24 protein-coding genes are annotated in these 22,838 nt (G+C 73.5%); 6 read left to right on the top strand and 18 right to left on the bottom strand.

Annotated features, from left to right (window positions below; translation table 11 throughout):
• Positions 1-10 precede the first annotated feature (10 nt).
• From EAH89_RS18785 to EAH89_RS18735, 11 genes are all read right to left on the bottom strand, one after another.
• Complete coding sequence (locus tag EAH89_RS18785) at positions 11-982, bottom strand: tripartite tricarboxylate transporter substrate binding protein (protein ID WP_140885244.1); 972 nt, start codon at positions 980-982, stop codon at positions 11-13.
• The gene (locus EAH89_RS18780; protein ID WP_140885243.1) at positions 979-2,082 is read right to left on the bottom strand and encodes a branched-chain amino acid ABC transporter permease; all 1,104 of its coding nucleotides are present in this window, start codon (positions 2,080-2,082) and stop codon (positions 979-981) included. The genes EAH89_RS18785 and EAH89_RS18780 overlap by 4 nt, the downstream gene beginning before the upstream one ends.
• Entirely contained in the window at positions 2,079-2,945 is an 867-nt protein-coding gene (locus EAH89_RS18775) for a branched-chain amino acid ABC transporter permease (RefSeq protein ID WP_140885242.1), read from the bottom strand. Before EAH89_RS18775 ends, EAH89_RS18780 begins: the two co-directional genes overlap by 4 nt.
• Before the next feature lie 4 nt (positions 2,946-2,949).
• Positions 2,950-3,660: an ABC transporter ATP-binding protein gene (locus EAH89_RS18770; protein WP_140885241.1), complete on the bottom strand. Its 711-nt coding sequence runs from the start codon at positions 3,658-3,660 to the stop codon at positions 2,950-2,952.
• A complete protein-coding gene (locus EAH89_RS18765) occupies positions 3,653-4,399 on the bottom strand; it encodes an ABC transporter ATP-binding protein (protein WP_140885240.1) in 747 nt (248 codons plus the stop codon). Before EAH89_RS18765 ends, EAH89_RS18770 begins: the two co-directional genes overlap by 8 nt.
• Positions 4,383-5,675 carry an ABC transporter substrate-binding protein gene (locus tag EAH89_RS18760; RefSeq protein ID WP_206667605.1) on the bottom strand — a complete coding sequence of 431 codons (1,293 nt, stop codon included), beginning with the start codon at positions 5,673-5,675 and terminating at the stop codon, positions 4,383-4,385. Before EAH89_RS18760 ends, EAH89_RS18765 begins: the two co-directional genes overlap by 17 nt.
• Positions 5,641-6,612 (bottom strand): 3-hydroxyacyl-CoA dehydrogenase family protein, encoded by a 972-nt coding sequence (locus EAH89_RS18755; protein WP_140885239.1) that lies wholly within the window; start codon positions 6,610-6,612, stop codon positions 5,641-5,643. Before EAH89_RS18755 ends, EAH89_RS18760 begins: the two co-directional genes overlap by 35 nt.
• Positions 6,609-7,409 (bottom strand): SDR family NAD(P)-dependent oxidoreductase, encoded by an 801-nt coding sequence (locus EAH89_RS18750; RefSeq protein ID WP_140885238.1) that lies wholly within the window; start codon positions 7,407-7,409, stop codon positions 6,609-6,611. The genes EAH89_RS18755 and EAH89_RS18750 overlap by 4 nt, the downstream gene beginning before the upstream one ends.
• Complete coding sequence (locus EAH89_RS18745; RefSeq protein WP_140885237.1) at positions 7,406-7,753, bottom strand: cupin domain-containing protein; 348 nt, start codon at positions 7,751-7,753, stop codon at positions 7,406-7,408. The genes EAH89_RS18750 and EAH89_RS18745 overlap by 4 nt, the downstream gene beginning before the upstream one ends.
• Positions 7,753-8,595: a cyclase family protein gene (locus EAH89_RS18740; RefSeq protein WP_140885236.1), complete on the bottom strand. Its 843-nt coding sequence runs from the start codon at positions 8,593-8,595 to the stop codon at positions 7,753-7,755. Before EAH89_RS18740 ends, EAH89_RS18745 begins: the two co-directional genes overlap by 1 nt.
• A gap of 115 nt (positions 8,596-8,710) precedes the next feature.
• A complete protein-coding gene (locus tag EAH89_RS18735) occupies positions 8,711-9,469 on the bottom strand; it encodes an IclR family transcriptional regulator (protein ID WP_206667604.1) in 759 nt (252 codons plus the stop codon).
• A gap of 251 nt (positions 9,470-9,720) precedes the next feature.
• Here EAH89_RS18735 and EAH89_RS18730 point away from each other — a divergent pair, with 251 nt between their 5' ends.
• The 6 genes from EAH89_RS18730 (at position 9,721) to EAH89_RS18705 (ending at position 16,367) form a co-directional block, all read left to right on the top strand.
• Entirely contained in the window at positions 9,721-10,707 is a 987-nt protein-coding gene (locus EAH89_RS18730) for a Bug family tripartite tricarboxylate transporter substrate binding protein (protein WP_140885234.1), read from the top strand.
• Positions 10,708-10,751: 44 nt separating this feature from the next.
• The gene (locus EAH89_RS18725; protein WP_161993672.1) at positions 10,752-11,951 is read left to right on the top strand and encodes a M24 family metallopeptidase; all 1,200 of its coding nucleotides are present in this window, start codon (positions 10,752-10,754) and stop codon (positions 11,949-11,951) included.
• Between the two features lie 3 nt (positions 11,952-11,954).
• On the top strand, positions 11,955-12,914 hold the full coding sequence (locus tag EAH89_RS18720; protein ID WP_140885232.1) for a D-2-hydroxyacid dehydrogenase: 960 nt from the start codon (positions 11,955-11,957) through the stop codon (positions 12,912-12,914).
• A complete protein-coding gene (locus tag EAH89_RS18715; RefSeq protein ID WP_140885231.1) occupies positions 12,911-13,399 on the top strand; it encodes a lipocalin-like domain-containing protein in 489 nt (162 codons plus the stop codon). The genes EAH89_RS18720 and EAH89_RS18715 overlap by 4 nt, the downstream gene beginning before the upstream one ends.
• A gap of 64 nt (positions 13,400-13,463) precedes the next feature.
• Positions 13,464-14,678, top strand: a complete 1,215-nt coding sequence (locus EAH89_RS18710) for a CoA transferase (RefSeq protein ID WP_140885230.1) — start codon at positions 13,464-13,466, stop codon at positions 14,676-14,678.
• 36 nt (positions 14,679-14,714) lie between these two features.
• Positions 14,715-16,367, top strand: coding sequence for an acyl-CoA dehydrogenase family protein (locus EAH89_RS18705; protein ID WP_140885229.1), 1,653 nt, complete (start codon positions 14,715-14,717; stop codon positions 16,365-16,367).
• A gap of 21 nt (positions 16,368-16,388) precedes the next feature.
• On the opposite strand, the gene EAH89_RS18700 is transcribed toward EAH89_RS18705, so the two are convergent.
• From EAH89_RS18700 to EAH89_RS18670, 7 genes are all read right to left on the bottom strand, one after another.
• Positions 16,389-17,831, bottom strand: coding sequence for an amidohydrolase family protein (locus EAH89_RS18700; protein ID WP_140885228.1), 1,443 nt, complete (start codon positions 17,829-17,831; stop codon positions 16,389-16,391).
• Positions 17,832-17,910: 79 nt separating this feature from the next.
• Positions 17,911-18,912 (bottom strand): tripartite tricarboxylate transporter substrate-binding protein, encoded by a 1,002-nt coding sequence (locus tag EAH89_RS18695; RefSeq protein WP_140885227.1) that lies wholly within the window; start codon positions 18,910-18,912, stop codon positions 17,911-17,913.
• Positions 18,913-18,935: 23 nt separating this feature from the next.
• On the bottom strand, positions 18,936-19,292 hold the full coding sequence (locus EAH89_RS18690; protein ID WP_140885226.1) for a cupin domain-containing protein: 357 nt from the start codon (positions 19,290-19,292) through the stop codon (positions 18,936-18,938).
• Positions 19,289-20,293, bottom strand: coding sequence for a quinone oxidoreductase family protein (locus tag EAH89_RS18685; protein ID WP_140885225.1), 1,005 nt, complete (start codon positions 20,291-20,293; stop codon positions 19,289-19,291). The genes EAH89_RS18690 and EAH89_RS18685 overlap by 4 nt, the downstream gene beginning before the upstream one ends.
• A 14-nt stretch (positions 20,294-20,307) precedes the next feature.
• Positions 20,308-21,192 carry a BKACE family enzyme gene (locus EAH89_RS18680; protein ID WP_206667603.1) on the bottom strand — a complete coding sequence of 295 codons (885 nt, stop codon included), beginning with the start codon at positions 21,190-21,192 and terminating at the stop codon, positions 20,308-20,310.
• A complete protein-coding gene (locus tag EAH89_RS18675; protein WP_140885224.1) occupies positions 21,189-21,929 on the bottom strand; it encodes an SDR family NAD(P)-dependent oxidoreductase in 741 nt (246 codons plus the stop codon). The genes EAH89_RS18680 and EAH89_RS18675 overlap by 4 nt, the downstream gene beginning before the upstream one ends.
• Positions 21,926-22,810, bottom strand: a complete 885-nt coding sequence (locus EAH89_RS18670; RefSeq protein WP_194152348.1) for a dioxygenase family protein — start codon at positions 22,808-22,810, stop codon at positions 21,926-21,928. The genes EAH89_RS18675 and EAH89_RS18670 overlap by 4 nt, the downstream gene beginning before the upstream one ends.
• Positions 22,811-22,838 lie beyond the last annotated feature (28 nt).

The following is a 22,838-nucleotide window of genomic DNA, read 5'->3' as shown; positions in this document are numbered from 1 at the left end:
GGTGCGGGTCTTACTCGGGGGTGATGCCGGCCTCGCGCACCACGCCGGCCCAGCGCGCGAGGTCTCCCGCCACGTCGGCGCGCAGCCTGTCGGCCGGGCCGCCCACGGCGGTCATTCCCTGCGCCGAGAGGGCCGCGAGAACGTCGGGCGCGGCGAGCACCTCGTTCGCCGTCGCGTTGAGCTTCGCCAGGATCTCGGGCTGGGTGCCGGCGGGCGCGAAGAGGCCGTACCAGTCGCGCATGTCCATGGCGGCGAGGCCCACCTCGGCGAGGGTCGGCACCTCCGGCGCGGCGGCCAGGCGCGCGTCGCTCGCCACCGCGACGAGCCGCACGCGGTTGTCCTTCGCCAGCTCCCGCGCGCTGCCGATCGGCACGAACATCGCGGCCACCTGCCCGGCCAGCAGGTCCGTCACCGCGCCCGCGGCCCCGCGATAGGGCACGTGGGTCAGCTGGATGCCCGACCGCTGGCGGAACATCTCCATCGCCAGGTGGTGCGGCGTGCCGACGCCGGGGGAGCCGTAGTTGACGGAGCCCGGCCGCGCCTTGGCGCCCGCGACGAACTCCACCGCGCTGGCGCCGGCGGAGGGATGCAGGAGAAGCCCGAAGCCGACCGTGGCCAGCTCCGCCACGGGCGCGAAGCTGCCCACGGGGTCGTAGGGCAGGTTGCGGAAGAGGCTGACGTTCATCACGAGCGTGCTGGCGGTGACCATCAGCGTGTGCCCGTCCGGCGCGGCGCGGGCGACCGCCTGCGTGCCGATGTTCCCGCTGGCGCCCACGCGGTTGTCCACCACGAAGGGCTGGTTCCAGCGGCGCGCCAGGCCGTCCGCCATCAGGCGCGCCACGAAGTCCGGCGGGCTGCCCGCGCTGAAGGGCGTCATGAGGGTGATCGGCCGCGTCGAGATGCCCTGCGCGAGGGCGGGCGCGGCGAGCGCCGCTCCCAGGGTGGCGCCGAGCGCGGTGCGGCGCGGGATCCCTCGCGTCATCGGGTGTCGCCCCTGTTCTCGTGGTCCGCCCCGGCGAGCGCGTGACGTGTGGTTGGTGGCGGCGCGGTGCCGAGGGGCGGGGCCCGGGGCTCCAGCCGCCGCGCCAGCGGGAAGACCTGCCAGCCCAGCCGGTCCGCCAGCACGCCCCAGAGGCCGCGGGGCGCGAGCAGCATGACGGCGATCGCGACGGCGCCGAGCACCATGAGGTAGAGGCTGCCGAGCTGGGACAGCGTCTCGCGAAGGAGGAAGAACAGGGCGGTGCCGATCAGCGGCCCCTCCACGCGCCCGATGCCGCCGATGACCGCGATGAAGATCACCAGCGCCGTCCAGTCGTTCACGCTGAAGGCGGCGTCGGGGGAGATGCGCAGCTTCTGGAGGAAGATGAGCGCCCCCACCATCGCCGCGCCCCCGGAGGCGACGACGAAGACCGCCAGCCGCGTCCGGTCCACCTCGATCCCGCAGGACCGCGCGGCGACCTCGTTGTCGCGGATGGCCGCCAGGGCCAAGCCGTGACGCGAGCGCAGCAGCAGCAGGATGGCCGCGAGGATGAGCACCGCGAGCCCGAGCGCCAGCCAGTAGAGAAGCTGTTCCCGCGCCGCCCGCCCGCTGGCGATGGAGGCGACGACCGAGGCCGGCAGGCTGGTGCCGGACCCGCCGCCGAGCGCGGTGAACTGCGCGGCCAGCAGGCGGAAGACCTCCGCCACCACCCAGGTGCCGATGGCGAAGTAGGCGCCGCGCAGCCGGAAGGTCAGCGCCGCCACGGGCACCGCCGCCAGCGCCCCCAGCAGCCCCGCCGCCGGGATGCCCCAGAGAGGGTTCACCCCGAAAAGCAGCGCGGCCGAGAACAGCACGTAGGCGCCGAGCCCGACGAAGGCCTGCTGCCCCACCGTCACCAGGCCGGAATAGCCCGCGAGAAGGTTCCACAGGCTGGCCAGCGCGGCGTAGGCGTAGACCTCGCCGAGCAGGCGCATGCCCTGGCGGTCCGTCCACCAGGGCGCGGCAGCGAGGGCCACCAGCAGCAGCAGGAACAGCGGCAGGCCGATCCGGCTCGCGCGCGTGCCGTGGGAGACCTGGGCCGGGGCGGCGGGCGCGGCGCTCATCCGCGCAGCCTCGGGAAGAGCCCCTCGGGCCGCACGGCGAGGACGAGGAGGAAGAGCAGGTGCCCCGCGAGGATCTGCCAGCCCGGGTCTATCTGCGCCCCGATGGACTGGGCGACGCCGAGCAGCACGCCCCCCGCCAGCGTGCCCCAGAGGCTGCCCAAGCCCCCGATGATCACCGCCTCGAAGCCGAAGAGAAGGCGCGCCGGGCCGATGGCAGGATCGAAGTTCGTCCGCACCGCCAGGAACACGCCCGCCAGCGCCACCACGGCGAGGGAGAGCGCCATGGCCAGCGCGAAGACGTGGCGGTTGTCGAGCCCCATCAGCCGCGCGACCTCCGGGTCGTCCGCCGTCGCGCGGAAGGCGCGGCCGAGCGGGGTGCGCCAGGAGAGGAGCTGCAGCCCGGCGATGGCCGCGACCGCGACCACGAATTGCAGCAGCGGCAGCACGCCGACCGCCAGCCCGCCGCCCAGCGGCAGCGCCGCCGTCTCGATCGGTCCGGCCTGCAGGCGCTGGCTGTCGGCGGAGAAGGCCTCCAGCAGGCCGTTCTGGATGATGACGGAGAGCCCGAAGGTCACCAGCAGCGGCGGCAGCAGGTCGTCGCCCAGCGCCCGGTTGAGCAGCAGGCGCTGGAGGCCGTAGCCGATCGCGGCCATCAGCGGCACGACCAGCAGCAGGGAGGGCAGCGGCCCGATGCCGAGCGACCCCGTCACCACCAGCGCGAGATAGGCCGCGAGCACGATCAGGTCGCCATGCGCGATGTTCACCAGCCGCATCACGCCGAAGATGAGCGAGAGCCCCGCCGCGAAGAGGCCGTAGAGGCCCCCCAGCAGCACGCCCTGGATGACGGCGTTGACCCATTCCATGCCGTCAGACCCCGAAATAGGCGGCTGCGACCGCCTCCCGCGTCAGCGCGCGCGCCGCGTCCTCCAGCACCACCCGGCCCTCGCGCAGGCAGAAGACGCGGTCCGCCGCGGCGAGCGCCTGGGAGACGTCCTGCTCCACGATCACCATGGCCGTGCCCTGCGCCGCCAGCGCTGGCAGGCGCGCGTAGATGTCGCGCACGATGACGGGCGCGAGGCCGAGGCTGATCTCGTCGCAAAGGAGAAGCCGCGGGTTCGACATCAGCGCCCGCCCGATCGCCACCATCTGCTGCTGCCCGCCCGACAGCGCCGTGGAGGGCGCGTGGCGCCGCTCCGCAAGAACCGGGAAGAAGGCGTAGACGGCCTCGAGCGACCAGGGCCCCGCACGGCGCGTGCGCCCGCCGATCAGCAGGTTCTCCTCCACGCTCAGCGAGGGAAACAGCCGGCGGCCCTCGGGCACCAGGGCGATGCCCCGCCCCACCATCGCGTGCGCGGGCAGGCCGCCGACCGGCTCCCCGTCGAAGACCACGGCATCCCGCCGCGGCGCCGCGATCAGCCCCGCCACCGTCTTCAGCAGCGTGCTCTTCCCCGCGCCGTTCGCGCCGATGACGGCCACGACCTGGCCGGGCGCGACGGCGAGGGAGACGCCGAAGAGCGCCTGGAAGTCGCCGTAGAAGGCGTCCAGGCCGCGCAGCGCGAGGAGGGGCGCGTCAGGCATCCACGGGGATTCCCATGTAGACCTCGGCCACGGCGGGGACGCGCACCACCTCGTCCGCGCGGCCCTCGGCGATCAGGCGGCCGCCGTGCAGCACCACCACGCGATCCGCCACGGCCGCGAGGGCGTGCAGGACGTGCTCGATCCACACGACCGTCACGCCGCCCGCGCGCACCTCCCGCACGAGGTCCACCAGCACGGCGCACTCGCTCTCGGTCAGCCCGCCCGCCACCTCGTCGAGCAGGAGCAGCTTCGGGCGGGTGGCCAGGGCGCGGGCCAGCTCCAGCCGCTTGCGGTCGAGCAGCCGCAGCCCGCCCGCGCGCTCGTTCGCCCGCGCCATCAGCCCGCAGCGCTCGAGGATGGCGGCGCAGCGGTCGTAGGTGGCGCGCTCCCCCTCCCCCGCCCCGAAGGAGGCGGCGGCGACGAGGTTCTCGAAGACCGTCAGCCCCGCGAAGGGCTGCGGCACCTGGAAGGAGCGCGCCATGCCCTGGCGGCAGCGGCGCGCGGGCGAGAGCGCGGTCACGTCGCGCCCCTCGAACATCACCGTCCCCGCGTCCGGCCGCACCGTGCCCGTCACCATCCCGAAGAGCGTCGTCTTGCCCGCCCCGTTCGGCCCGAGCACGCCGAGCGCCTCGCCCGCGCGCACCGCGAGGTCGATGCCGTCCGCCACCACCACCGCGCCGAAGCGCTTGCGGAGGCCGCGCAGCGCGAGGATCGGGGCGGCGTCAGCCGAGGGGTTCAAGCGTGCCGCCGACCGGGACCTCGGCCGCCCCGGGATTCGCCAGCACCACGAGGTCGAGCGACCCGCCCACCCGCCGCCACTGCCCCGCGACCAGCGGCGTCTTGGCGACGTTCTTCACCGGCCCGGAGCCCCACTTCACCGGCCCCGCGATGGTGCGCAGGTCGGTCGCGCGGATCGCGCGGACGATCGCCTCCGGCTCGAGCGCCGTGGCGCGCTTCAGCACGTCCGCCGCCACCTCGAACAGCGCGTGCTGGTAGCCGATGGGCTGCGTCCAGGGCTTGCCCGTGGCCTGGGTATAGGCCGCGCAGACCTCCGCGGCCGTCTGGTTCGTCAGCGAGGAGCGGAAGGGGTGGTGCGGCGACCACCAGATCTCCGTCGTCAGCCCGAGGCCGCGCTCGCCGAGCGAGGCGACGGCCGAGGGAAAGAGCAGCGCCTTGCCGATCGTCGCGATCCTCGGCCGGAAGCCCTGCTGGCCCGCTTGGGTCCAGAAGGTCGCGAAGTCCGGGGGCGTCATCACGCCCGTCACGATCTGCACGTTCGCTGCCTTGAAGGCAGAGATCTGCGCGGAGAAGTCGTTGCCGCCGGGCTGGAAGCGCCCGGTGTCGATCAGCCGGTAGCCCTTCTGCGCTAGCGCCGGCGGCATGCCCAGCCGCGCGTCGCCCCAGGCGTTGCCGTCCGCGTCGTTCGGGAACAGCGCGCCCACGACCTTGTTCGTCTCGGTCTTGGACCAGAGGTCGGTGAAGGCGCCGATCACGTCCTCCAGGCCCCAGAAGAAGTGGTAGGTCCAGTCGAAGCCCTTGGCGGGATCGCCGCGCCGGCCGAAGAAATAGGGCTGCCAGGGGCAGTTGGTGGTGAGGCAGGGAACCTCGTTCACCTCGGCCTGGTCGGCCACGGGGTTCACCGTCTCGGGCGCGCTGGTGGCGGTGATCAGGTCCACCTTGTCGCGCAGGATGAGCTCGGAGGCGACCTCGGCCGCGCGGCTCGGGCTCGACTGGCTGTCGCGCGCGAGGATCTGAACGGGGTGCGTGCGGCCCGCGACGCGGATCCCGCCCGAGAGGGCGCGCGCCAGGCCTTCCTGCACGAAGGCGTCCGCCTCTCCGAAGGCCGCGAGCGGCCCGGTTCGCGGGTTCACGAAGCCGATCTTGATCGGCCGCCCCGCCGCGCCCTGCGCGCGCAGCACCGAGGGTGCCGCCAGCACGCCGATGGCCGCCGCCGCGGCCGCGCGGCGGGTCAGTCCGGCGTCAGCCGTCCGCTGGTCCGTCTCCATGGTCGTCATTCCCGTCCGTTCCCTTGGCACGCCGGGCGTCGTTGTTCCGCGCCCGCTTCAACTCGATGACGATATCACGGCGAAGCGCCGCCTGCTGCTCCGGAGTCCAGCGGCGGAAGCCCTCGCCGCTCTTCATGCCCAGCCGCCCCTCGGCGACGAGCCGCTCCAGGTAGGGGGAGGGCGCCGGGCGGGACTCGATCGCGCCCAGTACCGTCTGGTGGATGGCCAGCGTCAGGTCCGTGCCGACGAGGTCCGCGTTCTCGATCGGGCCGAGCACGCCGAGGCGCCGGCCGAAGCTGTTCTTGACGACGAGGTCCACCGTCTCGGCGTCGCAGATGTCGTTCTCCACCAGCGAGATGGCCTCGCGCCACAGCGCGTGCTGCAGGCGGTTGCCGACGAAGCCCGGCACGTCGCGCTTCACGTGCACCGGCACCTTGCCGAGCGCCCTGTGCAGCGCCATCGTGCGCGCCACGGCCTCGGGCGAGGTCCACTCGGTGCCGATCACCTCGACCAGCGGCACGAGGAAGGGCGGGTTCCACCAGTGGGTGCCGAGCGCCCGCGCGCGGTCCCCCAGCCCCTCCATGATCCGCGTGATCGGGATGACCGAGGTGTTGCTCGCCAGGATCGCGCCCGGCGGGCAGGCGGCCTCGATGGCCGCGAAGAGCTCCCTCTTGACCGGCAGGCTCTCCAGCGCCGCCTCGACGACGAAGTCGGCGTCGCGCACCGCCTCCGCCAGCTCGGCGCAGGGCGTCACGCGGTCGGCGGCGGCCTCGTCCTCGCCGAGGTCGCGCAGGTTGCCGCGGATGCGGTCGCGCAACGCCGCGAGCGCCGCGGGGGCCGGGTCGTAGACCGACACGGCCAGCCCGCCCCCGGCGAAGACCTGCGCGATGCCGTGGCCCATCAGCCCGGCCCCGATCACCGCGACGCGGGAGACCCCCTCGATCATCCCGCGGTGTACCCGCCGTCCGCGTAGAGCACGTGGCCGGTGTAGAAGTCCGACGCGCGGGAGGCGAGGAAGAGCAGCGGCCCCGCGAGGTCCGCAGGCTCGCCCAGTCGTCCCCTGGGCACGCGCGCAAGGAAGCCGGCGCGGACCGTCTTGGCGCGCTCCGTGTCCTCGAACATCCAGGCGGTGAGCGGGGAGCGGAAGACGGTGGGCGCGATGGCGTTGACCGTGATCCCGGTGTCGCCCCACTCGCAGCCGAGCGCGCGGGTGAGCCCGTCCACCGCGGCCTTGGAGGCGCAATAGGCCGAGTAGCCCGCGGGGTGCCCGAGCTTGCCGCGGGCGGAGGACATGAGCACGACCTTGCCGCCCTGCCCCTGCGCCAGCATCCGCTTGCCCGCCGCGCGCGCCATCAGCCAGGACTGGGTGACGTTCGCGTCCATCACGTCGAGGAAGCGCTCCGGCGCCATCTCGGTGATCTTCGCCACGTCGTTCTTGCCGGAGGCGACGACGAGGATGTCCACGCGCCCGTAGTGCTGCACGGCCTCGGCCACGATCGCGTCGCACTCGGCCTCCGAGGAGGGGCGGCGGTTCACGCCCTCGGCCTCGGCGCCCAGCGCGCGGCACTCGCCCACGACCTCGTCCAGCGCGTCCTTGCTGCCGGCGACGGCGATGACCTTCGCCCCCGCCCCCGCCAGGACCTTCGCGGCAAGCGCCCCGAAGGCACCGGAGGCGCCGGTGACGATCGCCACCTTCCCCTTCACGCCGAAGAGCGACATGGGGTCCGAGAGGAAGTCGCTCATGCAGCCTTCTCCGGGTAGGGCATGATGACGATCATGGTGGCGACGGCGTTGGAGGCGTTCACCACCTCCCGCACCACGTTGCCGCCGATGCAGACGCTGTCGAGCGGCCCGAGCACGACCTCCTGGCCCTCGGCCCGCACCGTCACCTCGCCGGCGACGACGACGTAGACCTTCTCGAGCGGCGAGCTGTCGGGGCCGGCGCCGCCGCCCGGCAGGAAGTGCGAGAGGCCGGTCCAGAACTTCTCCGGCCCGCCCTCCTCGAAGCCCTGGAGGCGCAGCCCCTTCATGGCGAAGTGGTTCGGCGCCTCGTAGGGCTTCGCGTCCTGGAAGCGCTTGACGCGCATCAGAAGCCGTCGCCCTTCTCGATCCGGTAGCCCTGCGTGGGATCGGTGATGGCGACGAGGCGGATGATGCAGCCGTCGCCGCGGTCCCAGTTCCAGGGGAAGAAGGCGAAGGTGACGCGCTTGCCGGTCACGGCGTCGAGGTCGCCGCCCACGTTCTCGATGCCGAGGATGCCGTTGGTGAAGAGCTTGCGGTGCACCGGCTCCCACTCCGGGTGGTCCTGGTCCCAGGAGCGGCCGCCCGACCACTCGAGGTACTCCTTCGCCAGGTGCGGCAGCAGCGGGCCGTTGCGGTGCGGGCCGATGGCGGTGGCCAGCGGGTGGTCGTTGGCCTGGGTGTCGTGGCCGACCACCTTCACCTTCTTCTCGACGAACCAGTCGCCGGCCGAGGGCACGAAGCCGGGGCAGTAGGCGAAGTACTCGTCGTTGTCGTCGTACTTGTGGTGCCAGCCGGTGTTGACGATCACCACGTCCCCGGGGCGCACGACCTTGCCCGCCGCCTTCTCCAGGTCGTCGTAGGTGATCATCTCCCAGCGCTTCTTCGGGATGGAGACGACGATGCCCGTGCCGAAGAAGTGCGGCAGCGGCACCTCGTCGATGAAGGGGGTGCCGGAGACCACGTGCGCGGGCGCGTCGATGTGGGTGCCGTTGTGCATCGTGGTCGTGATGCGCTGGCTCAGCACGCCCGACTTGGCCATGTAGTGGATGCGCTCGATCTGCACGTCCTGGAAGTAGGGCCAGTTGGGCGACTGGAAGCCGAAGCGGTGCGAGAGGTTGTGGAACTTCAACCCCATCGAGTTCTCGAGATTCGACTCGAACTGGATGCCCTTGATGGTCACCGTCATGCGCGTTCCCCCTCCGCCGGGCAGGCCTCGCGGGCCTCTCCTGCTGGCGGCTTGTATTGCTTCGTGGGCTGACCGTATCGGGATGCGGTCAGCGTCCGCAAGGGGTTTTTTGCCGTCAGGCGCTCTCCGCCGTGAAGCGCGCGCCCAGCGCCCGCTTCGTCTCGAGCAGCCGCTCGGCGATGTCCTCCTCCCGCCCTCGGAAGCGCTGGGTCGGCACGGGCACGGACACGGCGACCGGGTTGCCCATCATGTCCCGCAGCGCGACGCCCACGGCGGAGATGCCCAGCACGTGCTCCTCCCGGTCGACGGCGAAGCCGGCCTGGCGGGCGGCCCGGATCTCCTCCAGCAGGGGCTCGGCCGTGGTCAGGGTGTTGGGCGTGCGGCGGGCGTAGCTGCGGCCGATCAACGCGACGATCTCGTCGTCCGACAGGGTGGCGAGGTAGGCCTTGCCGTTGGCCGTGCAGTAGAGCGGGAAGGTCTCCCCCACCGCTGAGACCGCCTGCAGCCGCTGCATCCCCACGACCTGGTCCACGAAGATGAGGTGGTCGCGCCGCACCGCCGCGAAGTCGACGGTCTCGCCGAGGGAGGCCGAGAGCTCGGCGATGAAGGGATGGGCGAGGGCCGCGACGTTCGTCTCGACCGAGGCCGCGAGCCGCAGCAGCGCGGGGCCGAGCCGCACGCGCCCGCCGGGGGTCGCGGCCACGACGAGCTTCTCGCTCTCGAGCGCGGCGACGATCCGCTGGACGGTGGAGCGCGCGAGCTCCACCTTGGCCGCGATCTGCCCGAGGCTCAGCCCGTGCGGCTGGTTCTCCAGGGAGCGCAGGACGGCGGCGGCGCGGCCGATGACCTGGATCTGGTTCTTCTCGGGAGGCAATCCGTTCTCCTGGCGCCGTTTTGCCCGCCGGGGCGCCCCGGCAGGGAAGGCCATTCGCGGCCGGGCCGGCAAGAGGCCCAGCCCGCCGGCGGCCGCCCGTTCCTGTTGACAGGAGAGGGTGGCCGAACCGTATCGTAGGCCCGACGTACTGCAATGCGGTTCAGCGCGCTCTCGTCAAGAGGCCGGCGCGCGGGAACGGCAGGGCGGACGAAAAAGGGCGCCGCGAAGCGGGCGTGGGGGAGGAACCATCGATGGCGAGCCGACGCGCCCTGGTGGCGGGCGCCGGGTTGGGCCTCCTGCCCCCTCTCCGGCCGGCCCTCGCGCAGACGCGCCCGGGCGCCCCCTCCTACCCCGACCGGCCCGTCCGCGTCGTCGTCCCCTACGCGGCGGGCGGCGGCAACGACATCCTGGCCCGGATCTACGGCCAGAAGCTGTCGGAGGCGCTGGGCCAGCCCTTCGTGATCGACAATCGCCCGGGCGCGAGCGCGGTGATCGGCACCGAGTCCGTGATCCGCGCCCGGCCGGACGGCCTCACCCTCCTCGTCCACGCCAGCGGCCCCGTGCTGTCCGAGAAGGGCGCGGGCAAGCCCGCTTACGACCTGCAGTCCGACCTCGTGCCCATCGCCGTGCTCGGGGCCTTCCCGGGCATGCTGCTGGTGCGCGGCGACAGCCCTCACCGGAGCGTGGCGGATCTCGTCGCCTGGCTGCGCGCGAACCCGGCGCGGGCGAACTACGGCACCGGCGGCACCGGCTTCCAGCTCCTCGGCGCCTATTTCGGGCAGCGCGCGGGGCTGGCGCTGGAGAACATCGTCTACCGCAGCAGCACCGAGGGGATCACGGCCCTCATCGCCGACGACGTGGCCTTCGCGCTGAGCGACCCCGGCCCGGCGCGGGCGCCGGTCGAGGGCGGGCGCGCGCGGCCCCTCGCCGTCACCGCCGCGCGGCGCATGGACGCCTACCCGGAGGTGCCGACCATGGTGGAGGCCGGCTTCCCCGACTTCGTCGTGGACTACTGGATCGGCCTCTTCGCGCCGCCCGGCCTGCCAGAGGATATCCTGCGGCGGCTGCACGACGAGGTCCGGCGCGCGGCGGCCCTGCCGGATGTGCGGCAGCGCCTGGCCCTGAACTCGGTGGAACCGGACAGCCGGGACCCGGCGGCCTTCGCCCGCGCGGTGAGGGCGAACGCCGCCTTCTGGATCGACGTGGCGCAGCGGGCCGGGATCTCGCTCGAGCGATGACGGTGCGCAACGGCGCGCCGCGACGGGTGCATGAAAGGGTGACGATGTCCGACCAGGACCAGAGGATTCAGCGGCCCATCTCCACGGCCGAGCTCGAGCGGCGCTGGGCCGCCGTGCGGGCGGCCATGGAGGCGGCGAGCATCGACGTGCTGCTGATGCAGAACAACGGCGACCACATGGGCGGCTACGTGAAGTACTTCACGGATCTGCCGGCCACCAACGGCTACCCCGTCACCGTGGTCTTCCCGCGCGACGACCTGATGACCGTGGTCCGCCAGGGGCCTTTCGGCGCGGTCGACGAGCCGCCGGGCGGCGACAACGGCGTGCTGCGCGGCGTGAAGCGGGCGCTGATGACGCCGAGCTACGCCTCCTGCTTCTACACCGCGCCCTACGACGCGGAGCTTGCTGCCAGCGGCCTCGCGCCCTACGCGCGCGCCACCATCGGCCTCGTCGGCGCCTACCAGATGTCGGCCGCCGTCGCCGACCACGTCCGCGCCGCCTTCCCGCAGGCCCGCTTCGTCGACGCCTCCGACCTCGTGGACCGCGTGAAGGTCCTCAAGAGCGACGAGGAGAAGGAGCTGATCCGCGACGCCGCCCGCATGCAGGACGGCGCCATGCGCGCGGCCTTCGACGCGATCAAGCCCGGGATGCGCGACCGCGAGGTGGCGGCCGTCGCCCAGCGGTACAGCCACGCCTATGGCAGCGAGCAGGGCATCTATCTCTGCGCCTCCGCCCCCGCCGGCACGCCCTTCCACTTCGGCCAGTGGCACTTCGGCAACCGGGTTCTGCGGGAGGGCGACCAGTTCGTCCTGCTGGTGGAGAACAGCGGGCCCGGCGGCATGTACACGGAGCTCGGCCGGAGCTGCGTGCTCGGCCGCGCCTCCCAGCAGATGAAGGACGAGTTCGCCTTCACGCTGGAGGCCCGCCGCTTCACCCTCGACCGCCTGGTGCCGGGCATGCCGAGCGCCCGGATCTGGGAGGAGTTCAACGCCTTCATGGTGAAGAACGGCCGCCCGCCCGAGAGCCGCCTTTACTGCCACGGCCAGGGCTACGACATGGTGGAGCGCCCGCTCATCCGCCACGACGAGCCCTTCCCCATCCAGGCCGACACGAACATCGTGGTCCACCCCACCTACAACCACGGGGGCATCATGTCCTGGGTCTGCGACAACTACCTCATCGGCCCGGACGGCCCGGGGCCGCGGCTGCACGAGTTCCCCGAGATCATCACCGAGATCGGCTGAGGCATGACCGCGACCGACATCCTCCTCTTCGGCAAGGACGCCGACTACTACCGGGACCATCTGGCGCCGGAGTTCCCGGGGCTGCGCCTGCACCTCGCGAAGAGCAACGCCGACATCGCCGGCCAGGCCGCGGAATCGCAGGTGCTGGTCGCCATGGCGCCCTCGGTCAGCGCCGCGACGGTCAAGGCGCTGCCGCGGCTGCGATGGGTGCAGGCCATGACCACGGGCGTGGACAACCTGCTGATCATGCCCGAGCTGCCGCGCGACGTCGCCATCACCCGCGTGCGCGGCATCCACGGGCCGCAGATGTCGGAGCTGGCGATGCTCGACATGATGCTGCTCGCCCGCAACTTCCCGGCCGTGCTGCGCAACCAGGAGGGGCACCGCTGGGAGCGCTGGCCGCAGAAGCTGCTCGTCGGGCGCACGGCCGTCATCCTCGGCGTCGGCTCCATCAGCGAGGAGCTGGCGCCGCGCTGCAAGGCCTTCGGCATGCGCGTGATCGGCATCAGCGGCCGCAGCGCCCCGCCGCCGGGCTTCGACGCCATGATGCCCCGCGCGCGGCTGCACGAGGCCGCGGCCCTGGCCGACTTCCTCGTGCTGCTGGTTCCCTACACGCCCGAGACGCACAATATCATCGACGCGGGGCTGCTCTCGGCGATGCGGCCGGGCTCCTTCCTCGTGAACCTCGCCCGCGGCAACGTGGTGGACGAGGAGGCGCTGGCCGCGGCGCTGCGCGCGGGCACCATCGCCGGCGCGGCGCTGGACGTCTTCGCGCAGGAGCCGCTGCCGGCCGGGAGCCCTCTCTGGGACGTGCCGAACCTCATCATCACCCCGCATATCGGCGGCATGAGCGACACCTACGCGGAGCAGGCCCTGCCGACGCTCCGGCAGAACCTGGCCGACTTCGTCCGGGGCGGCGAGGCGGCGCTGAAGGACCGCGTGGAACGGGCGGGGGCGGCATGACGCGCCGCCCGCTCTCCCTCGCCCTCCTCGTCCTGGCGCTGGCCCCGCCGGCCCGCGCGGACGAGGCGTCGGACCGCGCGCGCATCGTCGGCAACTGGAAGCTGGTCGGCGTTGTCTACGAGGACGCGGCCGGCCAGCGCAGGCCCGTGCTCGGGCAGCACCCCACCGGCTACCAGATCGCGACCGCCGGCGGCCGATGGCTCGCCCTCGTCACCGCCGAGGGCCGCCCGGTGCCGCAGACCGACGTGGAGCGCGCCCAGGCGCTGCGAACCATGATTTCCTACACCGGCCGCTGGCGGGTGGAGGGCGACCGCGTGGTCACCCGCGTGGAGGCCGCCTGGAACCAGGCCTGGGTCGGAACGGACCAGGCCCGGATCTTCCGCTTCGAGGGGGACCTGCTGCACCTGGAGAGCCCGCCGCAGCCCCACCCCAACCTGCTCGGCCAGGTCGTGCGGATCATCGTCACCTGGCGGCGCGACGAGTAGGGGCGGCATTCCGCGGCGGGCCGAGCCGCGCTATGCCGTCCTCCCCCTCCGGCGAGTGCCCGCGATGACCCATCCCATCCTTCACGGCCTGCGAATCGTGGAGGTCTCCGCCTTCATCGCCGCCCCCATCGGCGGCATGACGCTGGCGCAGATGGGCGCCGAGGTCATCCGCATCGACCCCATCGGCGGCAACATCGACCTCCGCCGCTGGCCCCTCGCCCCCTCCGGCACCAGCCTCTACTGGGCGAGCCTGAACAAGCGGAAGCGCTCCGTCGCGCTCGCCCTCAACACGCCCGAGGGCCGCGAGATCGCGCGCGCCCTGATCGCCGCGCCGGGCGAGGAGGCGGGCATCCTCCTCACCAACCTGCCCGCCAGCGGCTGGATGGGCTTCGACGAGCTCCGCAAGGCGCGGGAGGACCTCATCATGCTGCGCCTGACCGGCAACCACGACGGCACCGGCGCGGTGGACTACACCGTGAACTGCGCCAGCGGCTTCCCCATGGCCACCGGCCGCGGCGGCGAGCCCGTGAACCACGTCCTGCCGGCCTGGGACATCGCCGCCGGCCTCTACCTCTCCACCGGCCTTCTCGCGGCCGAGCGCGCCCGTCGCCGGGACGGGCAGGGCCGCGAGGTGACGCTGGCCCTGTCCGACGTGATGCTGGCGAGCGTCGGCAACCTCGGCTACCTCGCCGACGTCGCGGTGAACGGCACGGTGCGCCCGCCCATGGGCAACGAGCTCTACGGCGCGCTCGGCCGCGACTTCGAGACGGCGGACGGCCGCCGCGCCATGCTCGTCGCCATCTCCGAGCGCCAGTGGCGCGCCATCGGCAAGGCCACCGGCCTCGCGGAGAAGCTGGCGATGATCGGCCCCCTGCTCGACGTGGACCTCTCCACCGAAGGCGGCCGCTTCGCCGCCCGCCGCGCCATCGCCGCCGTGCTGGAGCCCTGGTTCGCCGCCCGCACCCTCCCCGAGGTGGCCGCCGCCTTCGAGGGCAGCGGCGTCCTCTGGGGCCCCTACCAGGACTTCGGCCAGCTCCTGGCGGAGGACCCCCGCTGCTCCCCCGCCAACCCCCTCTTCGCCACCGTGGACCAGCCCGGCGCCGGCCCCGTCCTGGCCCCGGGCGTCCCCCTCGCCTTCTCCTCCAACCCCCGCCCCGAACCCGCCGCCGCCCCGGTGCTGGGCCAGGACACGGAGGCGGTGCTGGCGGAGGTGCTGGGCCTCTCGACCGCCGCCATCGGCCGGCTGCACGATGCGGGCACCATCGCCGGCCCCACATAGGGCCCATCGCGAAACCGGTTGCCGAGGAGACGCCCCATGCTGGACCACCCCGCCCCCGCGCTGGTCGATGGCTGCGCCGCCGTGCTGGACGCGGCCGAGCGCCTGCACGACGCGACGCGGGCCGCCCTCGCGGCGCGCCTCGCCCCGGACGGCCGCCCTGACCCCGCCCGGCTGGAGGCGGCCCAGTTCGCCGCCCACGGCCTCGCCTGGCAGGCGACCTACGTGGAGGCGCTGCGCCAGTCCCTCGCCTGGGCCCGCCGCCTGCGGGAGGCGGGCCGGCTGGGCGAGGCGGAGGGCGCCATCCTCCGCCTCGGCTTTGCGGAGTACGGGGAGCAGCTTCTCGGCGGCATCCCCATGAGCCAGGCCGAGATCGTCCGCCCCGGCGACATGGGCGTGCCGGACGCCGCGCTCGACGCCGCCCGCCACGGCCTGCGCGCGCTTTCCGATCCCGCCGCCCTCGACGCCGCGCGCCTCTCGCTGGCCACGGCCGTCACGGAGGGCCGCTTCGGCGATCTCGCCCTGGAGGACGAGGCGATGGAGGCCGTGCGGGGCGAGTTCCTCCGCTTCGCCGCCGCCGAGGTCGCCCCCCGTGCCCAGGAATGGCACCGCGACAACGCCCTCATCCCCCTGCCCGTGGTCGGGAAACTGGCGGAGATGGGCGTCTTCGGCCTGACGGTGCCCGAGGAATTCGGCGGCCTCGGCCTCGGCAAGGTCGCCATGTGCCTCGTCTCGGAGGCCCTTTCCGGCGCCTATCTCGGCGTCGGCTCGCTCGGCACGCGCTCGGAGATCGCGGCCGAGCTGATCCGCCTCGGCGGCACGGAGGAGCAGCGCGCGCGCTGGCTGCCCCTCATCGCCTCGGGCGAGATCCTGCCCACCGCCGTCTTCACCGAGCCCGACACCGGCTCCGACCTCGGCAGCCTGCGGACGCGCGCGGTGCGGGAGGGCGACACCTACCGCATCCACGGCGCCAAGACTTGGATCACCCACGGCTCGCGCTCGGACCTGATGACGCTGCTTGTCCGCACCGGCGCGCCCGGCTCGGGCTACAAGGGCCTTTCCATGCTGCTGGCCGAGAAGCCCCGCGGCACGGAGGAGAACCCCTTCCCCGCCCCCGGCATGAGCGGCGCGGAGATCCACGTTCTCGGCTACCGCGGCATGCGGGAGTACGAGATCGGCTTCGACGGCTTCGAGGTGCCCGCCTCCGCGCTGCTGGGCGGGGTGGAGGGCCAGGGCTTCAAGCAGCTCATGGAGACCTTCGAGAGCGCGCGCATCCAGACCGCCGCCCGCGCCCTTGGCGTCGCGCAGAACGCGCTCGAGCTCGGCGCGGCCTACGCCAACAGCCGCGCGCAGTTCGGCAAGCCCATCCTCGCCTTCCCCCGCGTGCACGCGAAGATCGCCTGGATGGCGGCCGAGACGATGATGGCCCGCCAGCTCTCCTACTTCGCCGCCCGGCAGAAGGACGCCGGCCGGCGCTGCGACGTGGAGGCCGGCATGGCCAAGCTGCTGGCGGCCCGCGTCGCCTTCGCCAACGCCGACGCGGCGCTGCAGATCCACGGCGGCAACGGCTACGCGCTGGAATACCCGATCTCGCGCGTGCTCTGCGACGCCCGCATCCTCTCGATCTTCGAGGGCGCGGCCGAGATCCAGGCGCAGGTCATCGCGCGCGGCTTGCTCGGCCGGGTGAACTAGGGCTGGGTGAACGAAGGGCGGTCAGCCCGCCGCCCGCGCCTCCAGCCCCGCCGCCCGGCGCCGCGCCTCCGCGGCGGCAGCCTCGGCGTCCGCGTGGACCAGCCGCCCGTCGCGCTTCAGCACGCGCCCGTCCACCATCACGAAGTCCACGGCCGCGGCGCCGCACTGCATCAGCGCGGAGGACACGGGATCGAGCACCGGCGAGGTGCCGACCCCGTCGGCGCGCAGCAGCACGACGTCGGCCCGCTTGCCCGGCGTCAGGCTGCCCGTCACCTCCCCCAGCCCCGCCGCCCGCGCGCCGCCGAGCGTCGCCCAGCCAAGCGCCTGGCGCGTGGTGAAGGCCACCGCCCGCAGCGGCGCCCCGGCCCGCAAGGCCTCCGCGTTCGCCAGCCCGCGCGCGGCGGCGAGCGCGATGCGCGCCTGGGTGAAGACGTCCCCGCCCACGCCCGCCGAGATGTCGCTGCCGAGGCCCACCACACCGCCCGCCCGCTGCATGCGCGGCGCCGCGGGGAAGCCGTGGCCCATCTGCATCTCCACCTCCGGCGTGGAGACGGTGCTGCCGCCGGCGTCCGCCAGCATCTTGTACTCGTCCTCGTCGAGGTCGTTCGCGTGGGCGAGGCTGATGCGCGGGTTCAGCAGACCCTTCTCGTGCAGGAGCGCGATGCTGCGCCGCTTGCGCTCGGCGTAGACCGGCGCGCCCGCGTGGAACTGCACGAGCAGGTCGAGGTCGCGCGCGAGGCGAAGGTCGCTCTCGGTCTCCTCCAGCGAGGAGAAGTCCGGCCCGCGCATGGCCAGCGCCAGCCGCACCCGACCGGGCGAGGCCAGCCGGCCCGCGCGCAGCCGGCGGATATCGGCGGCCACGGCCTCGGGGCTGTTCGCGCTGGTGGTGCTGCCCGCCCCCGACCCCGCCAGCCCATAGGCGAAGACGGCGCGGATGCCCGCGTTCTCGAAGGCGTCCAGCGCGGCGTCGGCGTGGGCGGAGCTGGTGGTCTCGCGGCTCCAGTCCACCACGGTGGTGACGCCGGCCGAGAGAAGCTCCAGCGAGCCCGCGTAGTCCGCCGCGCGCAGGTCGTCGGCCGTCAGCCGCGAGGAGCGGCGGGCGACCACCGTGCCGAAATACTGTCCGAGCGTCTGGTCGCCCGACATACCCCGCTGCAGCGCCTGGCCAAGATGGATATGCGCGTTCACCAGCCCGGGGATGGCGATGCGCCCCGCGCCGTCCACCACCTGCGTGCCCTCCGGCGGCGTCAGGTCGCGCCCCACGGCCGCGATGGCGCCGTCGCGCACCAGGATGTCGCCCACGGGCAGGTCGGGCACGGCGGGATCCATCGTCAGGACCGTGGCACCACGGATCAGCACCGGCCGCGACGGGTCGGCCGCGGGCGCCTGGGCGGCGGCGGGAAGGCTGGCGGCGAGGGTGGCCGCGGGCACGGCGCCGAGCAGCGAGCGGCGGGACGGGATCATGGACGCGTTCTCCGGCGCCCTTCGTTGAAGCGGAACCGCGGGCGGGCGCGGCCCGCGGCTCCTTGACGACACGCTGGGATCAGTCGGCGTACTCGCCGGCGGACTGGATGATCGGGCGCCAGCGGGCTACCTCGGCCTCCAGCAGCGCGCGGTGCGCCTCCGGCGTCGCGCGGTCGGCCGGCTCCGGCGTGGTGGCGAGTTCCGCGAAGCGGGTCACCACCTTCTCGTCCGCCAACGCCGTGCGGAGCGCCTGGGAAAGGCGGTCGATCACCGGGCGCGGCGTGCCGGCGGGCACGTAGAAGCCGTGCCACACCGTGACGGTCAGCCCGGGCAGCCCGCCCTCCGCCGCCGTGGGCAGGTTGGGCAGGGCGGCCAGCCGCTGGTCGGTGGTGGTGGCGAAGGCGCGGACCCGGTTGTCCTGGATGTAGGGCACGGTGTTGGTGGTCTGGTCGCAGGTCAGGTCCAGCCGCCCCGCCATCAGCTCCGTCATGATCGGCGCCGTGCCGCGGAAGGCGATCGGCGTCATCGGCGTCTGCAGCAGCGAGCGCAGCAGCGTCGCGCAGAGATGGCTGGCCGAGCCGAGCCCGGCATGGCCGATGTTCACCTCCGCCCCCGGCCGCTTCAGCCAGGCCACCAGCTCCGGAAGGTTCGCCGCCGGGATGTTCGGGCGCGCGACGAGCGTCATCGGCACGGGCGTGATGAGGCCCACCGTGTCGAAGGACTTCAGCACGTCGTAGGGCAGGTTGCGGTAGAGGCTCGGCGCCGTCGCGACGCCGATGTTGCCGAGCAGCAGCGTGTAGCCGTCCGACCGTGCCTGCGCGACGCGCTGCCCGCCGATGGTGCCGCCCGCGCCCGTCACGTTCTCGGACACGACGGAGACGCCGAGGTCGCGCCCCATGGCCTCGCCGAGCTGCCGCGCCACCACGTCGGTCGGGCCACCGGCCGCGAAGGGCACGATGATGGTGATGGTGCGGTCGGGGAAGCGGCCCTGGGCCTGGGCGCCCGGCAGGGAAACCGGCAGGGAAAGCAGCACCGCCGCGAGGCCGCCCGCCAGGCGGGTGGCGATGGACCGGATGTTCATCTTCTTTCCTCCGTTGTTCTCGTTCAGCCCGGCGGCGCGAAGGGCATGGCCAGGACCACGGCCGCTGGCCGGTTCGTCCGGTTCTCGAGCTGCCGTCCCTCGCCCGGCGCGATGCGGCAGGAGTCGAGCCGCGCGAGCGTCGCCTCCTCCCGCACGCCGTCGCGCTCCGCGACGATCGTGAGCTCCCCCTCCACCACGACGTAGTGCTTCTCCACCGGGGAGGCATCGAGCGTGGTGCGCCCGCCTGGCAGCAGCCAGGAGAGGCCGAGCCAGAGGCTCTCCGCCGGCCCGGCCTCGCGGCCCTGCAGGCGCAGCATGCGCATGTCGAAGTGGCCGGGCGCCTCGTAGGCCGGCGCGTCGGCAAGGCGGGTGACGTTCACGCGCCCATCTCCAGCAGCACGCGCTGGGGCGCGCCGCCGAGGACGATGCGGTAGGCCTCCTCCGCGCGGGCCAGGGGGAAGACGAAGTCGGGCTCGATCTCGTAGGGCGTCAGCGCGCCGGACTCGAAGCCCGGCCGCAGCGCCTCCAGCACCGCGCCCGTCTCCGCGGCCGAGAGCGCCAGCGTGTCCACGCCGACGTAGCGGTGCTGCCCGCGGTAGAAGGCAAAGATGTCGAAGGGCACGGCGCGGTCGAGGGTCGCGATGAAGACCTGCGTGGCCCCGTGCGCCATGGCCGCGTTGCCCGCCGCGAACCAGGGCGAGCCGACGCAGTTGAAGACGAGGTCGGCGCCGTGCCCGCCGGTCGCCGCGCGGACCGCCGCGGCCACGTCGCCCGTCTCGCTGTCGAGCACGGCCTCCGCGCCCTCCACCGAAAGGCCCGGCCGCCGCACGCCCGCGAAGACCCGCGCGCCGGCCGCCCGCGCGATCCGGCAGGCGGCCTGCCCCACGCGTCCGTTGGCGCCGAGCACGAGCACCACCTGCCCCGCCCTCACGCCGCCCGCCTCGCGGAAACCGACCTCCGCCGTGACGAAGGGGACGCCGGTGGCCGCGGCCTCACGCATCGACAGGTTGCGCGGCTTGGCGAAGATCGCGTCCGGCGGCAGGGCGAGCAGGCTGGCGTGGCTGCCGTCGCGGGAGATGCCGACATCGCCGCCGGAGCCCCAGACCTCGCGCCCGATCATCTCGGCCGGGCCCTCCACCACGCTTCCTGCGAAGTCGCGGCCCGGCGTGCGCGGGAACACCGCCTTGGGCATGACGCCCATCAGCGCCTTGACGTCGGACGGGTTCACCCCCGCCGCCGCCACCTCCACCAGGCACCAGCCGGGCGGCAGGTCGGGCGAGACGTCGGCGTGAGTCAGGCCGAGCGCCGCCGGGCCCGCGGCCTTGGCCTCGATGCGCAGTCCCGGGCCGCTGCGGCGCCGGGGCTTGAGGGAAGCTGACATGGTCGCGGGCCCCTTCAGGACAGGCCGATGATTTCGCGCGCGCGGGCGGGGCCGATGACGCGCGGTCCGAGGTCCTCCACCATCCGCCGCGCCTTCTCGACCATGGCGGCGTTGGAGGGGGCGAGCACGCCGCGCGCGATCATCGTCGCGTCCTCCAGCCCGACGCGCGCGTGGCCGCCCGCCAGGACCGACTGCGCGACCATAGGGAAGGCGCTGCGGCCGATGCCGATGGCGGTGAACTGCGCGTCCGCGGGCAGCAGGTTGCGCGCGTAGATCACCGTCTCCGGCGAGGGCTGGAAGCCGTACTTCACGCCCATGACGAAGGAGGTGAGCGCGGGCGCGGCCAGGCTGCCATCGGCCAGCATGTCGCGCATGAGGGCGATGTCGCCGGAATTGAAGAGCTCGATCTCCGGCACCGCCCCGGCCTCCCGCAGGAAGGCGGCCATGCGGCGGACGTTGCGCGGCGTGTTGATCACCACCTCGCGCCCGGAATTCATCGTGTTGAGGTCGAGCGTCGCGATGTCCGGCCGGAGCGCGGTGACGTGCGCCGTTCGGATCTCCGGCGTGGTCAGCGTCGTGCCAGGGCCCGCCACCTTCGGGTCCTCCTCCCCCACCACGAAGCGGCCGCCGGGGCCGGTGGTGAGGTTGATGATGAGGTCCTTGTTGCGGCCGCGGATGCGCGCGACCACGTCCTGGTAGTATTCCAGCGCCATGCTCGGCTTGCCGGTGGCGGGGTCGCGCACGTGCAGGTGCACGACCGCCGCGCCCTCCTCCGCCGCGGCCAGGGCGGCGTCGGCGATCTCCTCGGGCGTGACCGGCAGCCCGGGGTGCTGCTCGCGCGTGGTCAGGTTGCCTGTCACCGCGCAGGTGATGAAGACCTCGTCCCGAATGGACCTCACAGCGCACGCCCTCCGTCGACGAGGATCAGCGATCCCGTGGAATAGGTCAGGAGCGTCGCGCAGGCGAGGACGGCGTTCGCCACGTCCTCCGGCTGCGCCACGCGCTTCAGCGGGATGGAGGGCGCGAGCTTCGCGTTCGCCTCCGGCCCGCGCCCCGGCACGAAGCCTGTCTCCACCACGCCCGGCGAGACCGACATCACCCGCACCGCCGGCGCCAGCGCGCGCGCCAGGGACTTCGTCAGGCTGTCCGTCGCCGCCTTCACCGCGGCGTAGACGAGGTTCGAGCCCGAGCCGTTCAGCCCCGCGATGGAGGAGATGTTCACGACCAGCCCCTCGGACGTCTCGAGCAGCGGGCGGAAGGCCCGCACGGCGGCGAGCGGCCCGCGCCAGTTCACGCGCCACATGGAATCGAGGAAGTCGTCGTCCAGCGCGTCGAGGTCGGCGTGGGCAATGGCCCGGGTGAAGCCCGCGCTGTTCACCAGCACGTCGCAGCGCCCGTGGCTCCGCGCAACGTCCGCGGCCAGCGCCTCGATCGAGGCCCGGTCCTCCATGGAGGCCGGGCGCGCGTCGTGGCCCTCCCCCGGCAGCGAGGCGACCAGCGCGCGCGCCTCCGCCTCCCGGCCGCGGTAGCTGACGATGACCGAGGCGCCCGCCCCGGCCAGCGCCCGTGCCGTCGCGGCGCCGATGCCGCCGGAGCCGCCGAGGATGACGGCGGTCTTTCCCTGCAGCGCGCTCATTGGATCGGGGGCACCGGCAGGCGGGAATCACCCGGCTCCATGTGGAAGGTGTAGTCGAGCGACCACCACTCTCCCTCGCTCCCGTCCGGCGCCGGCCCCTCGCCGCGCACGTAGCCGCCGACCAGCGCCTGGGTGACGCCGAAGACCACGTCGCTCTCCAGGTGCTCGTCGTCATCGACGAAGACCTGGGTGATGAGCGTCTTCAGCCCGGGCTTGTAGGCGAGGAAATGCAGGTGGGCGGGGCGGAAGGGATGCCGCCCCTGGGCCCGCAGCAGGTCGCCCGTGGGGCCGTCCGTCGGCACCGGGTAGCCCGCGGGCTTGACCGAGGTGAAGCGGAACCGCCCCTCCGCGTCGGTCGTGAAGCGGCCGCGAAGGTTCATGTCGGCCATGTCCGGGTCCTGGTTCTCGTAGACCCCCTCTGGCGAGGAGTGCCAGACATCCACCCGCGCGCCCGCGACCGGCTTCCCGCCCGAGAGCACCTGGCAGTTCGCGAAGAGCTTCGGCCCCGGCGTCGGCCCGCGCACGATGCTGCCGCCGTCCTCCACCGCCGGCGAGTTGTCCCGCCAGAAGGGCCCGAGCAGCGCCGCCGCCGTCTCGGTAGCGCCGTCTGCCCCGTTGTTCAGCAGGCACACCAGCGTGGAGACCCCGACCGCGTCCGAGAAGAGCACGCCCTCGTTGTGCGTCGGGCTGTTCGCCTGGCCGATGCGGCCGAGGAAATCCACGCCGAACTCCCACTCCTCCTCGCTCGGCCGCACCTCCCGGATGAAGGCGTGCAGGTGCCGGACGAGGGCCGCGGTGACCTCCCGCAGCCGCTCGTCCTTCGTGCCGGCCATCGCCTCCAGCACCGCCGGGGTGACCATGGCTTCGCCGTTGATGATCACGGAGCGCCCTCCCAAATTCTCTGCAATC

The sequence above is a fragment of the Muricoccus nepalensis genome (assembly GCF_006438825.1).
Taxonomy (GTDB): Bacteria; Pseudomonadota; Alphaproteobacteria; order Acetobacterales; family Acetobacteraceae; genus Roseomonas; species Roseomonas nepalensis.
This window is presented reverse-complemented; position numbering and strand designations above follow the sequence as displayed.

Coding starts and splice junctions, on each gene's coding strand:
- EAH89_RS18780 (WP_140885243.1), bottom strand. CDS start 2,082: ATGAGCGCCGCGCCCGCCGCCCCGGCCCAGGTCTCCCACGGCACGCGC.
- EAH89_RS18740 (WP_140885236.1), bottom strand. CDS start 8,595: ATGACGGTGACCATCAAGGGCATCCAGTTCGAGTCGAATCTCGAGAAC.
- EAH89_RS18705 (WP_140885229.1), top strand. CDS start 14,715: ATGCTGGACCACCCCGCCCCCGCGCTGGTCGATGGCTGCGCCGCCGTG.
- EAH89_RS18725 (WP_161993672.1), top strand. CDS start 10,752: ATGTCCGACCAGGACCAGAGGATTCAGCGGCCCATCTCCACGGCCGAG.
- EAH89_RS18695 (WP_140885227.1), bottom strand. CDS start 18,912: ATGAACATCCGGTCCATCGCCACCCGCCTGGCGGGCGGCCTCGCGGCG.
- EAH89_RS18685 (WP_140885225.1), bottom strand. CDS start 20,293: ATGTCAGCTTCCCTCAAGCCCCGGCGCCGCAGCGGCCCGGGACTGCGC.
- EAH89_RS18755 (WP_140885239.1), bottom strand. CDS start 6,612: ATGATCGAGGGGGTCTCCCGCGTCGCGGTGATCGGGGCCGGGCTGATG.
- EAH89_RS18710 (WP_140885230.1), top strand. CDS start 13,464: ATGACCCATCCCATCCTTCACGGCCTGCGAATCGTGGAGGTCTCCGCC.
- EAH89_RS18785 (WP_140885244.1), bottom strand. CDS start 982: ATGACGCGAGGGATCCCGCGCCGCACCGCGCTCGGCGCCACCCTGGGA.
- EAH89_RS18750 (WP_140885238.1), bottom strand. CDS start 7,409: ATGAGCGACTTCCTCTCGGACCCCATGTCGCTCTTCGGCGTGAAGGGG.
- EAH89_RS18675 (WP_140885224.1), bottom strand. CDS start 21,929: ATGAGCGCGCTGCAGGGAAAGACCGCCGTCATCCTCGGCGGCTCCGGC.
- EAH89_RS18715 (WP_140885231.1), top strand. CDS start 12,911: ATGACGCGCCGCCCGCTCTCCCTCGCCCTCCTCGTCCTGGCGCTGGCC.
- EAH89_RS18730 (WP_140885234.1), top strand. CDS start 9,721: ATGGCGAGCCGACGCGCCCTGGTGGCGGGCGCCGGGTTGGGCCTCCTG.
- EAH89_RS18760 (WP_206667605.1), bottom strand. CDS start 5,675: ATGACGACCATGGAGACGGACCAGCGGACGGCTGACGCCGGACTGACC.
- EAH89_RS18700 (WP_140885228.1), bottom strand. CDS start 17,831: ATGATCCCGTCCCGCCGCTCGCTGCTCGGCGCCGTGCCCGCGGCCACC.
- EAH89_RS18720 (WP_140885232.1), top strand. CDS start 11,955: ATGACCGCGACCGACATCCTCCTCTTCGGCAAGGACGCCGACTACTAC.
- EAH89_RS18745 (WP_140885237.1), bottom strand. CDS start 7,753: ATGCGCGTCAAGCGCTTCCAGGACGCGAAGCCCTACGAGGCGCCGAAC.
- EAH89_RS18770 (WP_140885241.1), bottom strand. CDS start 3,660: ATGCCTGACGCGCCCCTCCTCGCGCTGCGCGGCCTGGACGCCTTCTAC.
- EAH89_RS18775 (WP_140885242.1), bottom strand. CDS start 2,945: ATGGAATGGGTCAACGCCGTCATCCAGGGCGTGCTGCTGGGGGGCCTC.